This window comes from Dactylosporangium sp. NPDC006015 (assembly GCF_040614215.1).
In the GTDB taxonomy this organism is placed as follows: domain Bacteria; phylum Actinomycetota; class Actinomycetes; order Mycobacteriales; family Micromonosporaceae; genus Dactylosporangium; species Dactylosporangium maewongense.
The window spans coordinates 406,609-429,498 of record NZ_JBEXUD010000004.1; the positions used below are offsets into that span (position 1 = coordinate 406,609).

Here is a 22,890-nt window from a genome sequence, read left to right on the forward strand (position 1 = left end):
GTCACCTCACCCTCGGGTCGACGATCGAGTGGATGACGTCGACGAGCAGATTGAGCAGGACGAAGACCAGCGCGCCGAACACGACGATCGCCTGGACGAGCGGGAAGTCGCGGAACTGGATGGCCTGCAGGGCGAGCTGCCCGAGGCCGGGCCAGGAGTACACGTACTCGACGGCGACCGCGCCGGACAGCAGGATGCCGGTCTGCAGCACGACGATGGTGAGGATCGGCATCATGGCGTTCTTGAACGCGTGCCGCCACACCACCCGGCGGCCGAGGATGCCGCGGGCCTTGGCGGCGTCGATGTACGGCTCCGCGAGGGCCTCGCTCATCGAGGCGCGGGTGAGGCGGGCGATCTGCGCCATCGGGTACACCGACATCGTCAGCGCCGGCAGCACCAGGTGTGCGGGGGTGCCGGACTGCCCGGCCGGCAGCCAGCCGAGGTTCACGGCGAACAGCACCACCAGCATCATCCCGAACCAGAAGACCGGCACGGACTGGCCGAGCAGCGCGACGGTCGACGCGGCCCGGTCCCACCAGGTGCCTTCGCGCCTGGCGGCGAGCACGCCGAGGGGCACGCCGATGAGGATGGCGAGGGCCATGCCGGCCGCGACGAGCTGCAGCGTGAACGGCAACCGGTCCATGATCATCGAGGTGTTCGACTGGTAGAACTGCAGCGACTGGCCGAGGTCACCGGTGAAGACGCCCTTGAGGTAGTCGAGGTACTGGACCAGCAGCGGCCGGTCGAGGCCGAGCTCGTGGCGCAGGGCCTCGCGCTGCTCGGGTGTCGCCATCGGGCCGAGGATGGTCGTGGTCGGGTCGCCGGACAGCCGGCCGAGCATGAACGCCATGCTCAGCGCGATCAGCAGCGACGCCAGCAGGGCGGCGATCCGGGCGGCGGCGCGGCGCAGCGCACCGGCCCGCCTGGACCGGCCGTTCTTCGCCGCCGCCGGGGTCGCCCCACCGGGCGCCGCCGGCATGCCGGCCTTGGTCAGCGGGGGTGCGACGTTGTTCGCCGCCGGGACCGGGCTGGTCTTCATTGCCGTGACCTCCATCGCGCTCCTGGCATCGCGGCGAGCAGCTCGCGGGTGTAGTCGTTCTGGGGCCGGGCGAAGACGGTCTCGCAGGGCCCGGACTCGACGACCCGGCCGTGGTACATGACGTGCACGACGTCGCAGACCGAGCGGACCACGGCCAGGTCGTGGCTGATCATGAGCAGGGCCGCGCCGGTGGTCGCGCGGATCTCCTTGAGCAGGGCCAGCACGTCGGCCTGCACGGAGACGTCGAGCCCGGACGTCGGCTCGTCGGCGACGATGAGCCGGGGCCGCATCAGCAGTGCCCGGGCGATGCAGACCCGTTGCGCCTGCCCTCCGGAGAGCTGGTGCGGGTAGCGGTCGAGGATCGACGGCTCGAGCCGGACCCGTTCGAGCAGGGCGGTGTCCTCGATCCAGGAGGTGCGCTCCGGTTGCAGCGAGCGCAGCTCCCGCAGCCCGGACCGCACGGACTGGCGGGGGTCGAGCGAGCCGTGCGGGTCCTGGAAGACCACCTGCGCCTCGGGCCGCAGCCGGCGCAGCTGCTTGCGGCCGACCGAGGACAGCGAGTGCCCGAGGAGCCGGATGTCGCCCTCGCCGCGGGTGCCGAGCCCGGTCGCGGCCATGGCGAGGGTGGTCTTGCCCGAGCCGGACTCGCCGACGACCGCGACGCTCTCGCCGGCGCCGATGCGCAGCGACACGTGGTCGACGGCCCGGAACACCTCGCCGGTGCGCCGGTTGCGGTGCTCGACGACCAGGTCGTCGACCTCCAGCACCGGCGCACCCCGATCCGGGGTCCTGGCTGGGGTCTTTTCCAGGGCGTGGGGGTGCCGGGCGTCGCCGCCCGGCATCCCGTTCTGCACGACGTCGGACATTGTCAGTGGGTCGTCTGGGTGAAGTCGACGGTGTTCAGCGGACCGAACACCAGACCCTTGACGCCGCCGGCGGTGGCGTAGTTGAACACCTGCCGGTACAGCGGCACGTAGCAGTGCTTCTCGACCACGCCGATCGTGTTGAGCTCCTCGTACATCGGGGCGGCCGCGGCGGCGTCGGTCTGCTCCAGGGCCTTCTGGGCCAGGTCGTCGATCTTCGGGTCCGGGCAGTTGCCGGTGATCGACTTGGTCTTCATGAAGCCGCTGGCGAAGAAGTCCGGGACGGCGACGTTGGGCACGCCGGCGAAGATCGAGATGCCGGGGACCTGACGGCCGACGACCCGCTTCACGAGGGTGCCGTAGTCGATCGGCACGTACGTGACCTTGAAGCCGGCCTTCTCGAGGGCACCGCCGACGGCCTGCGAGACCTCTTCGATGTTGGTGTACTGCGCCGCCGGGTAGTGGATCTGCACCGCCGGGGCGGCGGCACCGACGAGCTCCTTGGCCTTGGCCGGGTCGGCGGTCACGCTCTGCGCCGGCTTCTGGCCGGGGCTGACGTTGAGCAGGCCGGCGTCAGCGACGGCCTGGCCGTCGAAGATGCCCTTGACGATCGCGTCCCGGTCGATGGCCAGGGCGGCCGCCTCGCGCAGCTTCGGGTCGTCGAACGGCGGCTTCGTCGAGTCGAGGAACGCGATGATCTTGATCGCGGTCTCGGTGCTCGTCACCGTGATGCCCGCCTTCTTGGCCGTGGTGGCCTGGGCCGGCGGGAGGTCGAACGAGACGTCCACACTCTTACTCTGGATCAGCGCGAGCCGCTGCGCGGCCTCGTTGGCCCAGGTGAAGGTGATGCCGTCGTTGATCGCCTTCTTCGGGCCCCAGTAGTCGGGGTTCTTCTTGACCGACATGTCGCGGCCCGCGTTCGAGCCGGCCCACACGTAGGGGCCGGTGCCGATTGGGGCCGCGGCGAAGCCCGCCGAGCCCTTCTCCTGGTAGTACTTCGGCGGCACCAGGTAGACGGTGGTGAGCAGGTCCGCGAGGTTGTACTGGGAGGTCTTGGTCTTCACCACGACCGTGGTGGCGTCCGGCGCCGCGATGTCGGCGACGTTGGTGAAGTACGACTTGAGCTGCGACGCCGCGGTGTCACGGGTGAGCGTGAGGGTGTTGGCGACCGCCGCGGCGTCGGCCTTCTCGCCGTTGCTGAAGCTGATGTCGGGCCGGACCTTGAACGTCCAGGTGGTCGCGTCGGTGCGGGTCCAGCTCGTGATGAGGCCGGTGTCGACGGCCTTGAGGCCGGCGTCGGTGTTGATCAGCGGTTCGAGCATGGTGGCCCAGACGATCTGGGCCGACCGCGCACCGACGATCGGGTCGAGGGTCGCGGGCTGGGCCGCGAGCAGCGCCCGGACGGTGAACGGGCCGGCCGACTGGGCGGTGCCGGGCTTCGAGTCACCACAGGCGGCGAGGCCGGCGCCGGCGAGGGCAAGGGAGGCGACCAGCGCCAGAGGCCGCCGGGATCGCAAGGAGCTCATGAGCATGTATGGACGTCCTTCACAACGATTGACCCGTCATGTCGCCGCGAGCCGCGGCCGTGACGCTGGCCACAAAGTACCGACCAGCCGGTATCAAGTCAACAGGTCCAACTGGTGTCAGGTCCGTAACGACCGCGTGACACACCCCCGTCTGCCAGCATCGTTGTCTTCATACCGACTGGTATGTATGATCCGGCGGTGGCCATCACCCTCACCCGCGAACACGACGGTCGCGTCGCCCGCGTCCGCTACGACAACGCGGCCCGCGGCAACTGCTTCGACGACGGCGCCCTCGCCGGGCTCGTCGCCACGATGGAGACCGCCGCCGCGGACGGCACCTGCGCCGTGATCCGACTGGACATGGCGGGCCGGCACTTCTGCGGCGGCTGGGACACCACGTCGTTCGCCGCGCTCGCCGGCACCACCCCGGAGGCGGTCGCCGCCGGGCTGCGCGACAGCGACGCCGCGCTGCACCGCATCAGACGGCTGCCGGTGCCCGTGGTCAGCGCGGTCCGCGGGCACGTCATCGGCTTCGGCGCCGGTCTGCTCAGCGCCGTCCACCTGCCGGTCGCCGCCGCCGGCGCCCGGCTGTCGCTGCCCGAGGCCCGCTTCGGCTTCGCCCCCGCCGGCGTCGGCCACACCATCGCCCAGGCCCTCCCCCGCCCGCACGCGTACGCGCTGGCGACCGGCGCGAGCACCGCGACCGCCGACCAGCTGCTCGGCTGGGGCCTGGTCGCCCGGGTGGTCGCCGACGACGACCTCGACAGCGAGGTCGACGCCCTCGTCGAGGCGCTCGCCGCCGTGCCGCCGCACACCCTGCGCGCAGTCGTCGAGGTGGTCGAGTCGAGCCTCGCCACCGGCTCCCCGGAGCACGCCTACGAGGTCTCCGCCCGCACGATCGTCGCGAGCGTGACCGCGTGAACCCGCCGTTCCAGGCAGAGTTTCAGGCAGGGTTCCAGCCCGGTGAGGCCGTCTGGGTGGAGCTGTGCACCACCGACCCGCAGCAGGCCGAGGACTTCTACCGCGCGCTGCTCGGCTGGACCGTGCGGCACGAGCAGCTCGGCGCGACCACGTACCGGATGTGCAGCGTCGACGGGCACGACGTCGCCGGCATCTCCGACGCCACGGGCCTGCACGGCGGCCGGCCCCGCGGCTGGATCGCCTACTTCGCCGTCGACGACGTCGCACGCTCCGCGGACCAGGCCGTCACGCTCGGCGGGGAGCTCGTCACCCCGCCGCGCTACCTGCCGGCGGCCGGCACCGGCGCCGTGGTCGTCGACCCGTTCGGCGCGGCGTTCGGCCTGTACCAGGGTGAGTCCCGGGCGGGGGTGCAGACGCTCAACACCGTCGGCGCCCTGTGCTGGAACGAGCTGGACACCGGCGAGCCGCAACGCTCGGTCGCCTACTACCAGGACCTGTTCGGCTACGCCACCCAGCAGCGCGACGACTCGCCGACCGCCCGCCCGTACACGGTCCTCATGCTCGGCGACGTGCCCGTCGCCGGCGTCCTGGAACTGGACAACGAGTGGCCGAACATCATCCCGTCGAAGTGGATCACGTACTTCAACGTCGGCCCCCTCGACGACGCGCTGGCGCGGGTGTCCGACCTGGGCGGCACGCCGACCGTCGGCCCCGTCGACAGCCCGCACGGGCGGCTCCACCTGGTGAAGGACCCCGGTGGGCACACCCTGTGCCTGGTGCAGCTCGAAGGCGGCCTGCGCCCCGACGCTCCCAACTCCTCTCCCCCGGCGGTGGACCGATGACGACCGAGCCCCTGTTCGACTCCGCCGAGTTCCGCCAGGTCTGCGGGCACTTCCCCACCGGGGTGACCGCCGTGACCGCGACGGCGGCCGGCGGTGCCGTGGCGGCGCTGACCGTCAACTCGTTCACGTCGGTCTCGCTGACCCCGGCGAAGGTGCTGTTCTGCGTGGCGACGTCGTCGTCGAGCTTCAAGGTGCTCGTCGCGGCGGACCGGATCGCGATCCACATCCTCGGCCAGGACCAGGAGGACATCGCCCGGCGGTTCGCGACCTCGGGGCTGTCCGGCGCGGAGAAGCTCAGCGGCGTGTCCTGGGCGCCCGGCCCGGACGGCGTGCCGCTGCTGCCCGGCACCCCGGCGATCCTGGCCGGGGTCCGCGACGAGGTGATCACCAGCGGCGACCACGTCATCGTGCTGGTGGACGTCGACCACGTGCACCTGAAGCCGACGAAGGTCCCGGCCCTGTCGTTCTACCGCGGCCGGTTCGTCGCCCCCACCGGCCCCACCGAGTAGGTCCGCGCAGCCGCCCGCCGGATTGAGCGTCCACCTGGAGCTCTTGCGCTTCGACAGTACATTGGCGAACATCACTTTATGAATTCGTTGTTGCGTCGCTTCGCGCTGGCATCCGCAGTGGTCGCAGGTTCGCTTGTGCTGGCGCCGGTCACGCCGGCCGCCGCGTACAGCGCGTGTCCGGCCGACACGATGTGCGGCTGGCTCTTCTACTCCGACGCCGCGCGCACCCACCAGCAGGGCGGGCACACCACGAACTGTCAGGGCGTCGTCCTCGACTGGGGCATCAAAGCCGGCTACTCGACCTACATCGTGCAGGGCTGCGGGGGCGGCCCCGGCCCGGTGTGACGCCCGGCCCGGCCGGGTCGCCCTTCACGGCGCGTCCAGGAAGTCGACCGTGGACGCGCCGTGAGCCCGGCGCGGCAGAGCACCGCTCAGCCGTCCAGGCGGCGCACCATGTTCATGATGGTCTCCAGCTGCGCCCCGCCCTTGATCGGGTAGTTGGTCGCGCCCAGGTAGCCCCACCAGTCCCAGCAGCCGTTGGGGTTGACCGCAGTGGCGAGCGCCTGGGGATACAGCACGATCATGCTGTTCGTGTCGGCGTACTGGTTGAGGTTGGCCCGGTCGACGAAGGCCGTGCCGACCTCGGCGTAGGCCTGCTTGCAGCCGTGCAGCGCGACGAGCAGGCGGCACGACTGGCCTGCGGTGCACGCCGACGGGACGTACGCGAAACCGGTCGCGCCCATGCTGATCCCGTTGGCATAGCCGTTGACGGCGAAGGTGTTCTGGCTGAAGCTGATCAGCCGGCCACCGAGCGCGCCGGTGTTGGGCCCGTTGACCGAGCCGAACAGCTTGCGCAGGAACGCGTTCTGTGGGTCGGTGCCGCAGTCGTTGAGGAACGGTGACGCGGTGGCCGAGCAGCTGACCGTCCCGTACGGACCGACCCAGGCGTGCCCGGCGGACGAGCCGCTGTCGTACTGCACGCTCGCGCCGAAATGCTGGTAGTAGCGGACCAGGTCGTCGTTGACGGACTTCTTGACCGTGGTGTCGCCGTTGCCGTGGAACACGTAGACGGGCCGGCCGGAGAGGTTGCCGACCGGGTCGATCCAGCCGTATGCCGCCCAGGTGCGCGTGTACGTCTGCAGGTTCGTCAGGTACGTCGGCCACACGTTGTCCATGCAGCCGTACAGCGCCTGGCCGGCGTTGTTCTGGGCGCAGTAGTACGGCCCGGACGCGAAGATCGCCGCCCCCTGGATCCGTGACGAGTACGCGACGTGCAGCTGCGTGGCCATCGCGCCGCCGGACGAGACGCCGGCGACGTACACGGACGAGACGTTGTAGGTGCCGAGCGATCCGGCGACGGGCGGCTTGGTGGGCGGGTTCGCGGCCCGCGCCGGCACGGCGCCGGCCAGCACGAGCAGGGCGGTCACGGCGGCGGCCGTGACGGAGCGGACGAGGAATCTCATGGATCCTCCCGTGGCGGCGGGGTGTGTCCGCCGAGGCTAGGGGGACCAGGCGCCGGCGAACCATCGACGCCAGGCACATAGTTCGATGTCCGCGGGTGTGGCCGGCATGTCCGGCTCTGGCCGTGCGCCGCCTGACCTGTCCGCTGTGGTTCAGCTGTAGTAGCGGAACAGGATCTCCGCGGCGCAGCAGGTCTCGCCGGTCTCGGCGAACTCCACGACCACCGACGCCTTCGCCTGTACGCCGGCGGGCTGGCCGGCGGCGGCGTCGATCGGCTTCGCCGACAGCAGGGTCGCCGCGCCCTGGATCTGCACGCCGGGCGGAAGCGGCTTGACGAACCGGACCCGGTCCAGGCCGTAGTTGACCCCCATCGAGTACGTCCGCACCTCGAGGATGTCGGCGAGCAGCCGCGGCACCAGCGCCAGGGTCAGGAAGCCGTGCACGATCGTGGTGCCGAACGGCCCGGAGCGGGCCCGGTCCACGTCGACGTGGATCCACTGGTGGTCCTTGGTGACGTCGGCGAACTGGTCCACCTGGTCCTGGGTGAGCACCTGCGGCTCGCTGGCGCCGAGCTCGTGGCCGACCAGGCCGAGCAGGTCGTCGGGGGCGGGCACGGTGGTGAGACGGACGGGTCGCATGGTCACTCCGGTTCGGTGGCGAGGGCGGTGACGTGTTCGGTGAGGGTGGTCCATTCGCGGTCCCACGCGTCGGCGGCGACGACCGGCCGGGCGACCCGCAGCATGCGCCGCACCGCCGCCTCGTCCAGGGCGGCGATCCGCTCGGCGAGGGCCTCGACGTGCCGGTCGAGGTCCGCGGCGGGGACCGCCTCGCTGACGAGCCCGCGGCGCGCGGCGTCCTCGCCGGTCCAGGTCTCGCCCGCGATGAGCAGCCGCCGGGCGGCCGCCGGCCCGACGGCGAGCGGCAGCAGCACGCTGGAGCCCCAGCCGGGGACCTGGCCGACGGCGATGTGCCGGTCACCGATCCGGGCGGTGTCCGCGGCGACGGCGACGTCGCAGGCGAGCAGCAGTTCGAGGCCGCCGCCGAACGCGGCACCGTTGACGGCGGCGATCGTCGGTACACCGGCGGCCATGACCGCACGGACCAGCCTCCGGCCCCGGTCCAGGAACTTCCGCAGCGCGGTCAGGTCCCGGAGCAGTGCCGTGGCCTCGGCGAGGTCGGCGCCGGCGCAGAAGCTGCGGCCGGTGCCGGTGAGCACGAGGACGCGGATGCCGGGTTCGTCGGCCGCTGCGAGCCATTCCTCCAGGCCGGCCATGACCGCGGAGCTGCACGCGTTGCCGGCGCCGGGCCGGTCGATCCGCGCCCACAGCGCCGCCCCTCGGCGGGTCACCACCACCGGCGCGGTCATGCGACACCCACGCAGAGCTTGCCGAAGGCGGCGCCGGACAGCATCCGCGTGGCCTGGGTGGAGATGTCGGCGAGGTCGACGGTGCTGTCGACGACCGGACGGAGCCGGTGCTCGGCGACGAAGTCGAGCAGCGCCCGGAACTCCGCCAGGGATCCCGTCGTCGACCCGTGGACGGTGATCTCCCGGGCGAACAGCCGGGTCAGGTCGAGGCTCGCGGTGAAGCCGCTGGTGCCGCCGCAGACCACGATCGTGCCGCCGACGCGGGTGGAGCGGGTCGAGTGCTCGAACGTCGCTGCGCCGACGGTCTCGACGACGACGTCGGCGGGCTCCGGGATCCGAGCGCCGGTGTCGAACGCCGCGGCGGCGCCGAGCTCGAGGGCCCGCTCCCGTTTCCGCTCGGACCGGGAGGTGACGACGACGGTGGCGCCGGCCGCGACGGCCAGGCTGACCGCGGCGGTCGCCACGCCGCCGCCGGCGCCCTGCACCAGCACCACCTGCCCGGGGGCGAGGGCGGCCTTGGTGAACAGCATCCGGTACGCGGTCAGCCACGCCGTCGGCAGGCTCGCCGCCTCCGCCCAGTCCAGGTGCGCCGGGCGCGGCAGGACGTGTGCGGCGGGGACGGCGATGTGCTCGGCGAGCACGCCGTGACCGGCGTCGGGCAGCAGGGTCGCGTGCGCGACGGCCCGCCCGCCGTTTCCGCCGTTCGCGGGCAGCACCGGGTAGACCACGACGTCCTGTCCGCCGGCCACCCCGGCGGCGTCGCTGCCGAGCACGTGCGGGCCGGTGCCCGGGTGCCGGGTGGCGCCGCGCAGCGTCCACAGGTCGTGCATGTTGAGCGCGCCGGCCCGCACGTCGACGCGGACCCAGCCGTCGGGGACCGCGGGGGTGTCGAGGTCACCGACCCGGATCGCGGCGACCGGGTCGGCCGGGGACGGCTCGGTGACGTAGGCGGCCCTCACGCGGACCCGGCCCGCTCGGTGGGACCGTTCCAGAACGTCACGTCGCCGAGGTCGGCGCGGGCTGCGGGCCGGAAGTCGAGGCCCTTGGTGTAGGCGACCGGCAGCAGCGTGATCGGCCGCCAGTCGTCGGGCAGGCCGAGCACCTCCCGCACCTGCGTCGCCTTGTGCGCCAGCGCGGTCGCCATCACCGACCCCAGGCCGCGGGAGCGCAGCGCCAGCTGGAACGACCAGGCGAACGGGAAGATCGAGCCGTAGTAGCCGGACGCGGTGCCGCCGACCGGGCGCTGCGGGACCGGTTTGGTGCTGCACAGCACGACCAGGACCGGCACCTCCTCGAGGTGGTCGACCAGGTACTTGACCGCGGTCAGGATCCGCGCCTGCCGGGCCTGCGACGCCGGGTCGGGCCGCACCGACGGTGACAGCCGGGTGGTCGTCGCCGCCTCACCGCCCGCGAGGGGCCCCTCGACGGTCTGGTGCCACACCTCGGTGTACAGCGCGCCGATGCGGCGTTTCAGCGCCGGGTCGTCGACGGCGACGATCCGCCAGTCCTCGAGGTTGGAGCCCATCGGCGCCTGCTGGGCCAGCCGCAGGCAGTGTTCGACGACGGCACGGTCGACGGGCCGGGTGAAGTCCATGCGGTGCCGCACCGCGCGGGTGGTGGTCAGGACCTCGTCGATGTCGGTGATCACGGCGGGGACGGTCATGCGGTGTCCTCTCCCGTCAGGCGGTCGACGGGCTTGTCCTCGTAGGGCAGCGGGTCGCCCCACCGGTCGAGGAAGGCGACGTCGCTGACGGGCTTGCGGGCGGCGACCTTGAAGTCGGTGCCCTGGGTGTACGCGATCGGGAGCATGGTGATCTGCAGGGCGTCGTCGGGGATGCCTAGCAGCTCGGCCGCGGCGGCGGCGTGGTGCAGGTGCAGGGTGGTGATGACGGTGCCGAGCCCGCGGGCCCGCAGCGCGAGGTTGAACTGCCAGATCGCCGGATACAGCGACCCGTACACGGCCGAGTGCGTGCCGGCGCCGCCCTTGGCCGGGTTGGGCCGGGTCGCGCACGGGATGACCAGGAACGGCGCCCGGCCGATGTGGTGCGCGAGGTGCTCGGCGCCGCCGAGGATCCGCGCGGTCCGGGCGCTGACCGCGCCGTGCTCGTCGACCCCGCCGAGGCGGCCGCGCACGATCCGGCTTTCGGCGCCCTCGGCGCTGTGCAGCGGCTTGTGCACGTATTCCAGGTAGGCGTCCAGGTACAGGCGGGCCAGTTCGGCCTTGCGGTCCGGGTCGCCGACGACGACCCAGCGCCAGTCCTCGGCGGCGCCACCGGTCGGGGCCTGCACCGCCAGCTGGAGGCACTCGCCGATCACGTCGAGGGGCACCGGCCGGTCGTAGTCCAGCCGCAGCCGCACCGACCGGGTGGTGGTGAGGACGTGGTTGAGGTCGGTGAAGGGAAGCCCGGTCATGCTCCGACCTCCGCGTCGTAGCCCATGAGGTCGGCGATGTGCAGGGTGTCGCAGTACTCCCGGACCTGCGCGATCCCGTCCGGGGCGGTGTCCACGACCCACAGGTAGCGGTTCTGGTACCGGTTCTCTTGCTGGGGCCCGCCGCCCAGGGTCGCGTCGCCGCTCGCCTCGATCGCCACGAGGGTGTCGTCGGCGACCCACCGGTGCGGGGTGACGGTGACGGCCGCGGAGGCGTAGGCACCGGAGGCGATCCTGGCCCGCATCGCGGTGAGCTTGTCGGCGATGGCGACGGTGCCGTGGAAGGGGCCGTTCGCGGTGATGTCGCCGGTACGGTGCAGCCGCCCGCGCTCACGGTCCCGGCCGGAGTCGGTCCACCAGGTGGCGCCGGCGTCGAACAGCGCCGCGAAGGCGTCGACGTCGCCTCGGGCGAGGGCCGGCCACAGCGCGAGCGCCAGCTCCTCCGCCCGGCTCCCCGGCCGCTGGCCGCCGGGTCCGGGCACGTGGTCCAGGGTGGTGCGGGGCACCGGGGCGCCGGCGCCGACGACGTGCTGGGCGTGGATGGTGTCGAGGTATTCGCGCACCGACACGATCGCCCCGGCGGCGTCGACGTCGAACACGAACGCGTACCGGTTGGCGTATTCGAGGCCGGAGGCGTGCAGGCCGTGGCCTTCGACCTCGATGACGCACACGTCGGTCCCGGCGATCACCCGGCGCGGGATCTGCCGGCAGCCGGTCGGGAACGCCTTCGGGCCGAGCGACCGCATCAGCGCGAGCTTGTCGTCCATGCGCATCAGCCCGTGCAGCGGGAACCGGCCGCTGCCGCCGGGCGACACCGCCGGGTCGCCGCCGCGGCGGTCCGGTCCGGTGTCGACCCACCAGGTCGCGCCGGGCGCGCACAGCCGGGCGAGGCCGCCGAGGCTGCCCCGGTCCAGCGCGGTGACGAAGTCCATGCCTGCCCGAACCGCCCGTGTCATGGACCCTCCAATCATTCCGACTGGAAGGTATCTATCACACCGGGAGCGGCCCCCTCAAGGGTTCGCCCTGCCCATCAGGCGTACAGGCCCTCCAGGACCATGGCGCTGAACTGGCGCGCCACCTCGTCCACGCTCAGCGGGCCACTCAGGTTGAGCCACTGGTACGCCCACGCGCACATGCCGACCAGACCGAACGTGGCGATCCGGGCGTCGACGTCCGCGCGGAACACACCCCGCGTGACGCCGTCCTGCACCAACCCGGCGAAGGCCGCCTCGACCAGGTCCCGCTTGCGGGTCACCTCCGCGAACAGCTCCCCGGTCAGGTACCGCCGCTCCTGGTAGAAGATCGTCACGTGCGCCCGGTACTCGGCGACGCTGGTCAGGCTGAACCGGATCAGCTCGCGCACCCGCACCGCCGGGTCGTCGCTGCCGGCCTCGATCTGCTGGATCGCGGTGAGCTGGGCCTCCAGGTACTCCTCCTGGATGTGCCGCAGCAGGTCGTCCTTGCTCTCGAAGTGGTGGTAGAACGCACCCTTCGTCAGCTGCGCCTGGTCCGCGATCTCCTGCACCGACGTGCGGTCGAAGCCGCGCTTCTCGAACAGGTCCAGCGCGCTCGTGATCAGCGACTTGCGGGTGTTCTCCGGGTCGTACCCGTCCGGCCACCGCTGCCGGCGGCGGGTCGACTCCGGCCGGGCGGACGTCGCACGAGCCATTTACGGCCTCCTGTATCGCTGCGGAGCCCAGAGCCTACCGTCCGGTCGGAAGGTTTGCTGCTGGACCCCTCAAACTTTCGTGCGCACAGGGTACGGCGCGAAGTGCCAGCTTGCGCACCGCCTCGTGCTGTCACCCTCATACAGCCTAGAACGCGACGCTCAGAACGGCGGCCCATCGACCGGTCCCACCGAAGTCAGCCCGGCCGGCCTGGGCATGGGCCGTTGCAGCACCGCCATGGCGTCCTTCACCCGGCCGAGGTCGAGCAGGTAGCCGGCAAGCGCCCGACTCCCCCGGCCGGAACCGGGGCGTTCGAGCACGTCGACCGCCTCTTGCGTACGTCCGGCGCCGGCGAGCAGTCCAGCGACGGTCTCGGCCGCGTAGCCGGTGCCGCCCTCAGGGTGCGCGGCCGCCAGTTCGAGGGCCTCGTCCAGACGGCCGCAGCCGGCCATCAGCTCCAGCCGCATCCTGAAGAACTCCCACTCGTCGAAGCCGAGGGCATCCAGGAAGGCCAGCCCGTCCCCGGCGCGCCCCTGGGCCGCGAGGTGCGTGCACAGCTCGTCGACGCTCCAGTCGTCCGTGCACGTGGAAGCGAGCTCCCGCAGCACCTCCGTCGCCTCGTCGGGGCGGCCGTGCCGCACCAGCAGCTCCGCGAGATACGACAGGCCGAAGACCCGGCGGGACCCCGAGTCGCCGGGGTCGCGGTAGACGGCGATCGCGCCTTCCACGTCACCGCGCTCCTCCAGCAGCTCCGCGAGACGTCGCGCGGCGTCCCCGTGATACCCGGTCGTGCCTGGCCAGCAGCTCGGCGAGCGCGTCACGGCCGTTCACCGAGGTCGCCTCCCGGTCGCGCAGCACGGCGACCGCCTCGTCCACCCGGCCCTGCCGCTCCCGGATCGCGGCCAGCAGGTCCAACGCGTTGAACGGCTCGAGACACTCGAGACAGTGGTGCGGCCGGGCGCCGCCCGCCTCGATGCGGGCCGTCAGCAACGCCGCGGCCTCCTCGTCCCGGCCCGCGGCCGCGGCGTGCGGGCGCGGTAGTCAAGATCCTCGGCGTCCACGGCGGACACTGTAGCCCGGCCGGTCAGAAGGGCGGCTCGTCGACCGGGTCGACCGGCTCCGGCCAGGTCGGCCGCGGCACGGGCGCCTGCAGCAGCGCCACGGCCTCCTTGACCCGGCCGAGTTCGATGAGCAGCCCCGCCCGGTCGCGGACGAGGTCCGGCGCGTCGCGTTCCAGCACGGCGAGGGCCTCCTCCGTGCGGCCCGCGCCGGCGAGGATGGCGGCCACCATCATCACCGCGAACCACGGTTCCCCCTCGGGAGGGTCGGTCCGCGCCAGGTCGACCGCCTCGTCGAGCAGTCCGCACGCGGCCATCAGGTGCAGCCGCAGCCCGACGTACTGCCAGTCCTCGCCGCCGGCGCGGGTCTTGAGCCGGTCCAGGTGGGCGAGGGCCTCGTCCGGGCGGCCGCGGTCGGTGTGGTACCCGCACACCGCGTAGACGACGACGTCCTCCGTGCCGCCGGGGCCGTCCGCGAGCGCGCACAGCACCTCGAACGCCTCGTCGTCCCTGCCGTGCCGGAGCAGCAGCTCCGCCAGCGACAACCGGACGTCACAACCCGGCCCCTCCAGCCACCGCCGGTACACGTCGACCGCGCCGTCCACGTCGCCGCGCTCCTCCAGCAGCGCCGCGAGCCGGTCCGTGGCGTGACCCATGACCTCGGAGGCCGCGTACGCCCGCAGCTCCCCGACCCGGTCGTGGCGGGCGAGCAGGTCGGCCAGCAGGTCGGGCGTGACATCCCCGGCGTGCAGCAGAGCGACCACGTCGTCGACGCGGCCCTGCCGTTCCCGGATCGCGGCGAGCAGCTCCACCGCATTGCCGGGTTCCATCCGCGGGCAGCCGCAGTCCCGACGGCCGGGCGTCTCGACGCGGGCGGTCAGCAGCACGGCCGCCTCCTCGTCCCGGCCGACCGTCCCGGCGACGTCGACGAGCGCCTCGGCGGCGGTCCGGTCCGCGAGGTGCGGCGCCAGAAGGTCGAACGCCTCGTCGCCGCGGCCGTGCCGGGCGAGCAGCCGGGCCGCGAACGCCACCGCGACGCCGCCGCCGGACGCGTGCGCCCGGGTCAGCGCGATCGCCTCCTCGGCCCGCCCCCAGCCCTCAAGGAGCCCCGCGGCGGTCTCCACCGCGACCCACCGGCCCGTCGCGACGAACGGGGCGAGGACGGCGAGGGCCTCCTCCTGCCGGTCCCGCCCGGCGTGGTCCCGCGCCAGGTGCAGCGCGCAGAACCACTCGCCGCGCCCCGCCTGCAGCTCCACCTCTCCGGCGTGACCGAGCTCCACCAGGCGGGCGACCAGATCCGCCGGGATGCAGTCGGCCTGCATCCCGGCGCGGTGGTCAGGATCCTCAGCTTGTGCCGGCGCGCACGTCGCGTAAGGCATCCTAGGATACTGGGTCAGGAGACCGACAAGGAGTGGATGGCGCCGGCCCGGGTGCCGAAGTACATGGCGCCCTTCCAGACGGCGGGGGTCGACTCGATGCAGCCGCCGATCTTCAGCTCCCACAGCAGCGTCGGCTGGGCGTTGGTGTCCTTCACGTCGTAGGCGTGCATGACGCCGGAGCAGTCGCCGATGAACAGGGTGTCGTCGACGACGACCGGGGACTGCCAGGTCTCGTTGCCGGGGACGTGGAACTTCCACCGCACGGCGCCGGTGGCGCGGTCCAGGCCCATGACGTCGCCACCGGTCGTGTCGAAGATGGCGATGTCCTTGAACAGCGCCGGTGTGCCCCAGATGCCGGCGGGCTTGCTGCCCTGGTCCTTGACCGACCAGACGACGGGATTGTCGGGCTTCGACGGGTCGAGCTTCAGCATCTGCCCGACCTGCTTGGAGCGGGCGTTGCCCTTCTCGTACTCCGAGCCGACGTACAGGAAACCGTCCTCGTCGATGACGATCGAGGCGTCGGTGTCGTCACCGGTCCAGAACCGGAACACGCGGGTCGGGGTCTTGCCGGCCTTCAGGCCGCTGATGTCCCAGCCCTGCACGAGCCCGCCCGAGTTCGCGAAGTACACGACGTCCTTGTAGATCGCGACGGAGTTCTCGATGGAGACGTTGGTGTCGCCGAAGTCCTTCAGCAGCTGCTGGTCCCAGCCGGGGGTGTTGAACACCAGCTTCGGGTCGACGGTCACCTTGCCGTTGGCGTCGTAGCCGCGGTTGAGCTTCACGATGTGGAACTGGCTGTTCTCGCCGCCCTCGAACAGGTAGTCGTCGATGATCAGGCCGGAGCCGTCCCAGTCGTCGTTCCACATCGTCGGCTTCACCGCGTTCGCCGACAGCTTCCACAGCTCGGTCGGCTTGCCCCGGTCCAGGGCGATGACCCGGTAGTAGTTGTCGCGGGAGCCGGAGTACAGCAGCGGGAAACCGTCGGGGTCCATGGTGACGGTGCCCTTGATGATGTCGCCGGTCTGGAAGTCCGGGATGATCCGCTCGCCGGTGGCGGCGTCCAGGAAGTGGATGGCGCCGTCGTACGCGCCGAACACCACCCACGTCCGGCCGTCCTTCTCGAACACGGCGGGCTGGCCGGTCCAGCCGTTGCCGCACCACTGCGTCGTCTTGCCCTTGTCCTCCGACATGCGGCACAACCCGCCGGTCTTCGGGAACTGCCACTTGCGCACCGGCATCTCCCGCGGCACCGGGCCCTGCCCGTAGTAGGTGCGGGTCGGGTTGCCGCGGAACGTCAGCAGGCCCTGCACCTTCGTCCCGTACGGCTTGCCGACCATCGCGGGGTCCGACCAGCCGGTGAACGCCGGTTTCGCCGGTGACGGGGACGCCGGCTCGGCGGGCGCCCCGGTCGCGGTCACGTCCGGGGTCTCGGAGGCGGTGTCGCGCAGCGCGTACGCGGCGGTGGCGACCCCACCGACGACCAGGGCCAGGGCAGCAGCGATGGAGAGGCGGAAGGCCGCCGTACGTGACATTGCGCCAGTATGTCGATCGACCGCCACCCGCGGCTCCCCCGAACGGCGCTATGGGATCCGTGCCACCGGCCTCACCCCGCGCGGCACCCCATTACGGTTTTTCGAAATGCTGGTAATCCACGCCGGTTTTCCAGGCGCCTCCCCAGGCGAACCCCTCCGCCTTGAACGCGGTCACGACCACGTCACCGGCCACGATCATGCCGGGTCTGACATTACGCCGGTCCAGGTAGTCCTTGCCGGCGGACGGCATGATCTGCTTCCCCGGCAGGTACGGGTTCTCCACGGTGTTGACGTCGATCGCGCGGCCGTACGCGTGGTTGGACCAGTGCGTGGTGTTCGGGACGTTGCGGCAGTTGAACGCCGACGTGTTGTCCGCGGCCATGGACGCGTCGTCGCTGCCGCCGTACGCCTCGATCGTCTGCATGCTGCGGATCGGGAACCGCGCCGCGTAGAGCCTGCCGAAGACCCGCACGACCGCGTCGGCGATGGCGCGGTGCACGACCAGCTCACCGACCCTGGCGGTGCCGTCGAAGCCGACGTAGGACAGCCGCAGCAGCCGCAGGTCGTCGAGGCCGACAGGGCAGCCGGGCCGCCACGACACGCCGGTCATCCGCTGCCGCGCCTCGGCGGACAGCACCTCGACCGTGCCGACGAAGGCGGGTGTACCGGCGGCGCTCGGCGACGCGGCGCTCGGCGACGCGGTCGACGGGCTCGCCGCGACGGCCCGTGACGGCGGCGACCCGCTCGCGGCGGTGCCCCCGGAGCCGCCCCCGCAACCCGCGAGCACGGGCAGGACCAGCGCCGACGCCAGCGTCAACTTCAGGACGGCGGCGACCGGGCGGGTGCGGGAACGGTTGCGCATGCGGCCGATACTATGTGTCGTGCCGGTTGACCAGCGCAGACGACGCGCCCCACAGGCCCTGCTCACGCTCGCCACGCTGCTGCTGGTGCTCACGGCGTGCGGCGGGAAGCCCTCCCGATCCGCGCAGCCGGAGTCGAGCCCGTCCGCGTCGGAGGCCGCCGCGCCGCCCCTGGAGGCCGAGACGACACCGGTGGCGGCGTCACCGTCGGTACCGGCGTCACCGTCCGCGTCGGCCTCCGCGTCGAAGAAGCCGTCGCCGTCGAAGACCGCCGCGGCGGCGGTCGCGGCGAACGACGCGTCGCGGCTCAGGACGCTGCCGTCCGGCACGACACAGGTCGTGATCGTGCAGGCGGCGAGCGCGTCCGCGACCACGGCGAGCCTGCAGGCCTACGCGAAGACCGGCGGGGCGTGGCAGCCGGCGCTGCCGGCGATGACCGCGAAGATCGGCGCCAACGGGTTCAGCGGCGCCAAGCACGAGGGCGACAAGACGACCCCGACCGGCGTGTTCGGCTTCGACGGGACCATGTACGGCATCTCCGCCAACCCCGGCGTGAAGTACACCTACCACCGGGTGGTGCAGGACGACTGGTGGGACGAGAACAGCGACTCCCCCGGCTACAACACGTTCCACCACGGGGCGAACCCCGGCGGGCCGAGCGAGCCGCTGTGGCAGATCAGCCCGCAGTACAACCACTTCGCGGTGATCCGCTACAACATGCCGGCGACGCCGGGCCGCGGGTCCGGCATCTTCCTGCACGTCACCAACGGCAACCCGACGCTCGGCTGCGTCGCGCTGCCCACCGGTGACCTGGTGGCGCTGCTGCGGTGGCTGAACCCGGCGGCGAACCCGCGGATCGTGCTGTCGCCGACCGGCCAGCTGTCGCGGTACTGAACCGGTCAGCTCACGTGGGTGGCGCCGCAGCCGGGGCAGGTGAACAGGTGCACGTCGGTGGTGAGACGCAGGCCCGTCGGGCGCTGGTGCGCGTCGCCGTCGGGGGCGGACCAGTCCAGGTCCTGCTCCTCGAGGGGGATCCAGTGGAACGACTCGTCGTCGTACTCGTGATCGGAGATGACCAGGAGCAGGTCGCTGGGCGTGCCGCAGTGCGGGCACGGGAACCCGCCGGGGCGGCGCGGGTAGCCGCCGACCTTCCAGCCGGGCGCGACGAACCCGGCCGCGACACCCGGCGGCATGCGGTCGCGGACGGCCGGCGGCAGCGCGTCGGCGCACGGGTAGTCGGTGACCTGCTCCGGGTGCAGCAGGCACGGCGTCGGCAGCCAGCCGGCGTGCTGGACGTCGCCCTGTGGCGGGTCGGTCAGCAGGTCGGTGGGCAGGTCGGCGGCGCGCCGGCGGCGGATCTGCACTGCGGGGCCGGCGGTGTCGCGCAGGTGCTCGACCGGGCACCACAGGACCTGCAGGACGTCGAAGGTGTCGCCGTGCGGGTCGGTGCGGGGCAGGTCGGGGACGTCCGACGCCCACAGCTGGGCGAGCGGGACCAGCGGGTTCGGCCTGGCGTGCGGGCGGCCGTCGCGCAGCTCGTGCGTGCACAGCGGCCACGGCTCGTCGGCCGGCCACGCCAGGGGGCCGCCGACGTGGCTGTCCCCCGCCCTGGGCGGGTGGACGGCGGCATCGGGCACCCGGGCGGCGTGCGGCGCGCCGGCGTCGGCCACGCCGAAGGGGGCACCTGCCGCGCGGGAAGCGGCGCCCGGCCCCCAAAAACCGGCACCAGAACCGGCACCAGAACCGGCACCGGAACCGGCACCGGGCACGCCGGAGGTGGCACGGCGCGGGTGCAGTCGGGTCGCGGTCCGGCCGAGCGCGGTCAGCTCCGGGAACTCGGCAAGGATCTCCGGCGCGAACGGCGGAGTGATCATGATCTCGAGGATAGCCACGGCGAATGGAGCGAAGCGGAAACAACGCTCAGGTTTCACGTTCTACGCAACCAGTTGGCAACCGAATCCGGCGATGATCATGCCGGCGGGAGCGGTTGCGTCGGCGTTGCGCAATTGTTACCGCCAACAACATTTTCGAAATCGCGGTGGACTTGTGCCCACCGGTCGCGGAGGAATACGTTGCCGGACACAACAATCACCGTCGTCCCGAAGACACCCCGACGGTGCCCCCCGCCCCCGAAACCCCCCCAGCGCCCTGAGGCGCATATCCGAAAGGACCCGTGCAATGCGCAGAGGGATCCTCTCCCTGTTGGCGGTCGGCGTCCTCGCCACCGGCGGTCTCACCGCCTGCGGCGACGACAAGGCCGCCGATCCCGGCAGCGGCGGCAACGCCAAGAAGCCGAAGATCGGCGTGATCCTGCCTGACAGCAAGTCCTCGGCCCGCTGGGAGACCGCGGACCGCAAATACCTCGAGGCGGCGTTCAAGACCGCCGGCGTCGACTACGACATCCAGAACGCGCAGAACGACAAGGCCGCGTTCCAGACCATCGCCGAGCAGATGATCACGGGCGGCGTCAACGTCCTCATGATCGTCAACCTGGACTCCGGCACCGGCAAGGCCGTGCTGGACAAGGCCAAGGCCGCCGGCGTCGCCACCATCGACTACGACCGGCTCACGCTGGGCGGCTCGGCGGCGTACTACGTCAGCTTCGACAACGTCGCGGTCGGCAAGCTGCAGGGTGAGGGCCTCGTCAAGTGCCTCACCGACGCGAAGGCCACCAAGCCGGTCATCGCCGAGCTCAACGGCTCCCAGACCGACAACAACGCGACCCTGTTCAAGCAGGGCTACGACGGCGTGCTCAAGGCCAAGTACGACAGCGCCGAGTACGTGAAGGGCCCGGACCAGTGGGTCGCGGAGTGGGACAACACCACCGCCGGCACGGTCTTCGAGCAGATGCTGACCTCGACGCCGAACATCGCGGGCGTCCTGGCCGCCAACGACGGCCTCGGCAACGCCGCGATCAACATCCTCAAGAAGCAGAAGCTCAACGGCAAGGTCCCGGTGACCGGCCAGGACGCGACCGTCCAGGGCCTGCAGAACATCCTCAACGGTGACCAGTGCATGACCGTCTACAAGGCCGTCAAGCAGGAGGCCGACGCCGCCGCCAAGCTCGCCATCGGCCTGGCCAAGGGTGAGAAGGGCGCCACCTCGCAGAAGGTGACCGACCCCGAGGGCAAGCGTGAGGTCGACGCCGTCCTGCTGACCCCGAAGTCGATCACGAAGGACAACGTGAAGGACGTCGTCGACGACGGCTATGTCACGGTCGCCGAGCTGTGCACCGGCGACTTCGCCGCCAAGTGCGCCACGGCGGGCATCAAGTAACACCAGCCGACCGGCCCGGTGTCCGCGTTCCCCCCGCGCGGACACCGGGCCTGCGCGCTGCCGTCACCACCCGTCGTCGGACATGCAAGAAGGAGCATCGTGACCGACACACCTCTGCTGGAGGTCCGTGGGCTCAACAAGAGCTTCGGACCGGTCCAGGTCCTGCGTGACGTGGACTTCTCCGCGTACGCGGGCCAGGTCACCGCCCTCGTCGGCGACAACGGCGCCGGAAAGTCCACCCTGGTCAAGTGCCTCGGCGGGATCTACTCGATCGACTCGGGCGAGTACCTGTTCGACGGCAAGCCGGTCAGCGTCCACGGGCCGCGCGACGCCGCCGCGCTCGGGGTCGAGATCGTCTACCAGGACCTCGCGCTCTGCGACAACCTCGACATCGTCCAGAACATGTTCCTCGGCCGCGAGATCAAGAGCGGCATCGTCCTGGACGACATCACGATGGAGCAGCGCGCCGCGGAGACCCTCGCGGGGCTGTCGGTGCGCACCGTCAAGTCGGTCCGCCAGCACGTGTCGAGCCTGTCCGGCGGCCAGCGGCAGACGGTCGCGATCGCCAAGGCCGTGCTGTGGAACAACCGCCTCGTCGTGCTCGACGAGCCGACCGCCGCGCTCGGCGTCGCGCAGACCGCCCAGGTCCTCGAGCTGGTGCGGCGCCTCGCCGACAACGGCCTCGCCGTCGTGCTCATCTCGCACAACATGAACGACGTGTTCGCGGTCGCCGACCGCATCGCCGCCCTGTACCTCGGCCAGATGTGTGCCCAGGTGAGCGCGACCGACGTGACCCACTCCCAGGTCGTGGAGCTCATCACCGCCGGTCGCAGCGGCGACCTCGGCCTGCGCAAGAACGGAGCGACGGCATGACCGTGTCCACCGTGCCGCCGGAGGAGAAGTCGACCGACGGCCAGCCGGCGACCCTCGGCCTCTACGTGCGCACGTACCTGGCGAAGGTCCGCGGCGGCGACATGGGCGCGCTGCCGGCCATCCTCGGCCTGATCGCGCTCACGATCATCTTCTCGGTCGCCCGGCCCGTGTTCTTCAGCGCCGCGAACTTCGCCAACCTGCTCTCCCAGGGTGCCGCCGTCACGGTCATCGCCATGGGCCTGGTGTTCGTGCTGCTGCTCGGCGAGATCGACCTGTCCGCGGGGTACGCCAGCGGCGTCTGCGCCGCGGTCCTGGCGACCCTGCTCACCACGCACGGGTTCCCCTGGTACGTGGCGATCCTCGGCGCCGTCGTGACCGGGGTCGCCATCGGCCTCGTCATCGGCCTGCTGGTGTCGAAGATCGGCATCCCGTCGTTCGTGGTGACCCTGGCCGCGTTCCTCGCCTTCCAGGGCGCGGTGCTGCTGCTCATCAAGGGCGGCACGATCATCTCGGTCGACGACCCGACCATCAAGATGATCAACTTTGACGGCCGGTTCACCCCGTTGCAGGGCTGGATCCTGTACGGCGTGACGATCGTCGCCCTGACCGCGCTGCAGCTGTGGAAGCGCACCAGCCGCGCCCGCCGCGGGCTCGCCGTCGAGCCGATGTCGGTGATCGCGCTGCGCGTCGGCTCGATCGCCGCGCTCATGGGCGTCGGCGTCTACGTGCTCAACCTCGAACGCGGCCGCAACATCCTGTTCTCGCAGAAGGGCGTGCCGATGGTCGTCCTGCTCATCGGCATCCTGCTGGTGATCTGGACGTTCGTGCTCAGCCGCACCGCCTACGGCCGGCACCTGTACGCGGTCGGCGGCAACAAGGAGGCGGCCCGCCGGGCCGGCATCAACGTCGACGCGATCCGCATCTCCGTCTTCGTCATCTGCTCCGGCATGGCCGCCGTCGGCGGCATCATCGCCGCGTCCCGGCAGGCGTCCGTCGACCCCAACACCGGCGGCAGCAACGTGCTGCTCTACGCCGTCGGCGCCGCCGTCATCGGCGGCACCAGCCTCTTCGGCGGAAAGGGCCGGGTCCTGGACGCCGTCCTCGGCGGCGCGGTCGTCGCCGTCATCGAGAACGGCATGGGCCTCATGCAGTACAGCGCCGGGCAGAAGTTCATCGTCACCGGTGTCGTGCTGCTCGCCGCCGCCGGCATCGACGCCCTGTCCCGCCGCCGGGCCGCATCAGCCGGGCTGAGATAGCCGCGCCGTCCCGCCGGTCGGAACAGCTGCCA

The 22,890-nt window shown here is 71.8% G+C and carries 25 protein-coding genes; 8 read left to right on the forward strand and 17 right to left on the reverse strand.

Annotated features, from left to right (window positions below):
* Position 1: 1 nt before the first annotated feature.
* From ABZ321_RS10430 to ABZ321_RS10440, 3 genes are read right to left on the reverse strand one after another with little or no spacing between them, the layout of a single operon-like run.
* Positions 2–1,054 (reverse strand): ABC transporter permease, encoded by a 1,053-nt coding sequence (locus tag ABZ321_RS10430; RefSeq protein WP_354890764.1) that lies wholly within the window; start codon positions 1,052–1,054, stop codon positions 2–4.
* Positions 1,036–1,905, reverse strand: a complete 870-nt coding sequence (locus tag ABZ321_RS10435; protein WP_344504983.1) for an ABC transporter ATP-binding protein — start codon at positions 1,903–1,905, stop codon at positions 1,036–1,038. Before ABZ321_RS10435 ends, ABZ321_RS10430 begins: the two co-directional genes overlap by 19 nt.
* A 2-nt stretch (positions 1,906–1,907) precedes the next feature.
* Complete coding sequence (locus ABZ321_RS10440) at positions 1,908–3,428, reverse strand: ABC transporter substrate-binding protein (RefSeq protein WP_344504984.1); 1,521 nt, start codon at positions 3,426–3,428, stop codon at positions 1,908–1,910.
* A gap of 198 nt (positions 3,429–3,626) precedes the next feature.
* On the opposite strand from ABZ321_RS10440, the gene ABZ321_RS10445 reads away from it, so the two are divergent.
* The 4 genes from ABZ321_RS10445 (at position 3,627) to ABZ321_RS10460 (ending at position 6,045) form a co-directional block, all read left to right on the forward strand.
* On the forward strand, positions 3,627–4,349 hold the full coding sequence (locus ABZ321_RS10445; protein ID WP_354890765.1) for an enoyl-CoA hydratase/isomerase family protein: 723 nt from the start codon (positions 3,627–3,629) through the stop codon (positions 4,347–4,349).
* Positions 4,346–5,191 carry a VOC family protein gene (locus tag ABZ321_RS10450; RefSeq protein ID WP_354890766.1) on the forward strand — a complete coding sequence of 282 codons (846 nt, stop codon included), beginning with the start codon at positions 4,346–4,348 and terminating at the stop codon, positions 5,189–5,191. The genes ABZ321_RS10445 and ABZ321_RS10450 overlap by 4 nt, the downstream gene beginning before the upstream one ends.
* On the forward strand, positions 5,188–5,700 hold the full coding sequence (locus ABZ321_RS10455) for a flavin reductase family protein (RefSeq protein WP_354890767.1): 513 nt from the start codon (positions 5,188–5,190) through the stop codon (positions 5,698–5,700). Before ABZ321_RS10450 ends, ABZ321_RS10455 begins: the two co-directional genes overlap by 4 nt.
* Positions 5,701–5,835: 135 nt before the next feature.
* Entirely contained in the window at positions 5,836–6,045 is a 210-nt protein-coding gene (locus ABZ321_RS10460) for a DUF6289 family protein (protein WP_354890768.1), read from the forward strand.
* 86 nt (positions 6,046–6,131) lie between these two features.
* Here ABZ321_RS10460 and ABZ321_RS10465 read toward each other — a convergent pair whose 3' ends face one another.
* The 13 genes from ABZ321_RS10465 to ABZ321_RS10525 all read right to left on the reverse strand — a co-directional run bounded on the left by ABZ321_RS10465 (position 6,132) and on the right by ABZ321_RS10525 (position 17,455).
* Positions 6,132–7,163, reverse strand: coding sequence for a PHB depolymerase family esterase (locus ABZ321_RS10465; protein ID WP_354890769.1), 1,032 nt, complete (start codon positions 7,161–7,163; stop codon positions 6,132–6,134).
* Between the two features lie 150 nt (positions 7,164–7,313).
* Positions 7,314–7,799 (reverse strand): MaoC family dehydratase, encoded by a 486-nt coding sequence (locus tag ABZ321_RS10470; protein WP_354890770.1) that lies wholly within the window; start codon positions 7,797–7,799, stop codon positions 7,314–7,316.
* A gap of 2 nt (positions 7,800–7,801) precedes the next feature.
* Positions 7,802–8,527: an enoyl-CoA hydratase/isomerase family protein gene (locus tag ABZ321_RS10475; protein WP_354890771.1), complete on the reverse strand. Its 726-nt coding sequence runs from the start codon at positions 8,525–8,527 to the stop codon at positions 7,802–7,804.
* Entirely contained in the window at positions 8,524–9,486 is a 963-nt protein-coding gene (locus ABZ321_RS10480) for a zinc-binding dehydrogenase (protein ID WP_354890772.1), read from the reverse strand. The genes ABZ321_RS10475 and ABZ321_RS10480 overlap by 4 nt, the downstream gene beginning before the upstream one ends.
* A complete protein-coding gene (locus ABZ321_RS10485) occupies positions 9,483–10,190 on the reverse strand; it encodes a nitroreductase family protein (protein WP_354890773.1) in 708 nt (235 codons plus the stop codon). The genes ABZ321_RS10480 and ABZ321_RS10485 overlap by 4 nt, the downstream gene beginning before the upstream one ends.
* On the reverse strand, positions 10,187–10,939 hold the full coding sequence (locus tag ABZ321_RS10490) for a nitroreductase family protein (RefSeq protein WP_354890774.1): 753 nt from the start codon (positions 10,937–10,939) through the stop codon (positions 10,187–10,189). The genes ABZ321_RS10485 and ABZ321_RS10490 overlap by 4 nt, the downstream gene beginning before the upstream one ends.
* Complete coding sequence (locus ABZ321_RS10495; protein WP_344504999.1) at positions 10,936–11,913, reverse strand: hypothetical protein; 978 nt, start codon at positions 11,911–11,913, stop codon at positions 10,936–10,938. The genes ABZ321_RS10490 and ABZ321_RS10495 overlap by 4 nt, the downstream gene beginning before the upstream one ends.
* 74 nt (positions 11,914–11,987) lie before the next feature.
* Complete coding sequence (locus ABZ321_RS10500; RefSeq protein WP_354890775.1) at positions 11,988–12,626, reverse strand: TetR/AcrR family transcriptional regulator; 639 nt, start codon at positions 12,624–12,626, stop codon at positions 11,988–11,990.
* Positions 12,627–12,785: 159 nt separating this feature from the next.
* Complete coding sequence (locus tag ABZ321_RS10505; RefSeq protein WP_354890776.1) at positions 12,786–13,352, reverse strand: hypothetical protein; 567 nt, start codon at positions 13,350–13,352, stop codon at positions 12,786–12,788.
* Between the two features lies 1 nt (position 13,353).
* Positions 13,354–13,614: a hypothetical protein gene (locus ABZ321_RS10510; protein ID WP_344505002.1), complete on the reverse strand. Its 261-nt coding sequence runs from the start codon at positions 13,612–13,614 to the stop codon at positions 13,354–13,356.
* Positions 13,615–13,708: 94 nt separating this feature from the next.
* A complete protein-coding gene (locus tag ABZ321_RS10515; RefSeq protein WP_354890777.1) occupies positions 13,709–15,061 on the reverse strand; it encodes a hypothetical protein in 1,353 nt (450 codons plus the stop codon).
* A 14-nt stretch (positions 15,062–15,075) separates the two neighbouring features.
* Entirely contained in the window at positions 15,076–16,593 is a 1,518-nt protein-coding gene (locus ABZ321_RS10520) for a PQQ-binding-like beta-propeller repeat protein (RefSeq protein ID WP_344505004.1), read from the reverse strand.
* 91 nt (positions 16,594–16,684) lie between these two features.
* A complete protein-coding gene (locus ABZ321_RS10525; RefSeq protein ID WP_344505005.1) occupies positions 16,685–17,455 on the reverse strand; it encodes a M15 family metallopeptidase in 771 nt (256 codons plus the stop codon).
* Between the two features lie 19 nt (positions 17,456–17,474).
* On the opposite strand from ABZ321_RS10525, the gene ABZ321_RS10530 reads away from it, so the two are divergent.
* Positions 17,475–18,347: a L,D-transpeptidase family protein gene (locus tag ABZ321_RS10530; RefSeq protein WP_344505006.1), complete on the forward strand. Its 873-nt coding sequence runs from the start codon at positions 17,475–17,477 to the stop codon at positions 18,345–18,347.
* 5 nt (positions 18,348–18,352) lie between these two features.
* Here the strand turns inward: ABZ321_RS10530 and ABZ321_RS10535 are convergent, their stop codons facing one another.
* The gene (locus ABZ321_RS10535) at positions 18,353–19,327 is read right to left on the reverse strand and encodes a hypothetical protein (protein WP_354890778.1); all 975 of its coding nucleotides are present in this window, start codon (positions 19,325–19,327) and stop codon (positions 18,353–18,355) included.
* A gap of 304 nt (positions 19,328–19,631) precedes the next feature.
* Between ABZ321_RS10535 and ABZ321_RS10540 the strand changes: the two genes are divergently transcribed.
* From ABZ321_RS10540 to ABZ321_RS10550, 3 genes are all read left to right on the forward strand, one after another.
* Complete coding sequence (locus ABZ321_RS10540) at positions 19,632–20,729, forward strand: substrate-binding domain-containing protein (RefSeq protein WP_344505008.1); 1,098 nt, start codon at positions 19,632–19,634, stop codon at positions 20,727–20,729.
* A 99-nt stretch (positions 20,730–20,828) separates the two neighbouring features.
* Positions 20,829–21,602: an ATP-binding cassette domain-containing protein gene (locus tag ABZ321_RS10545; protein WP_344505009.1), complete on the forward strand. Its 774-nt coding sequence runs from the start codon at positions 20,829–20,831 to the stop codon at positions 21,600–21,602.
* Positions 21,599–22,858: an ABC transporter permease gene (locus ABZ321_RS10550; protein ID WP_344505010.1), complete on the forward strand. Its 1,260-nt coding sequence runs from the start codon at positions 21,599–21,601 to the stop codon at positions 22,856–22,858. The genes ABZ321_RS10545 and ABZ321_RS10550 overlap by 4 nt, the downstream gene beginning before the upstream one ends.
* The last annotated feature ends 32 nt before the right edge of the window (positions 22,859–22,890 follow it).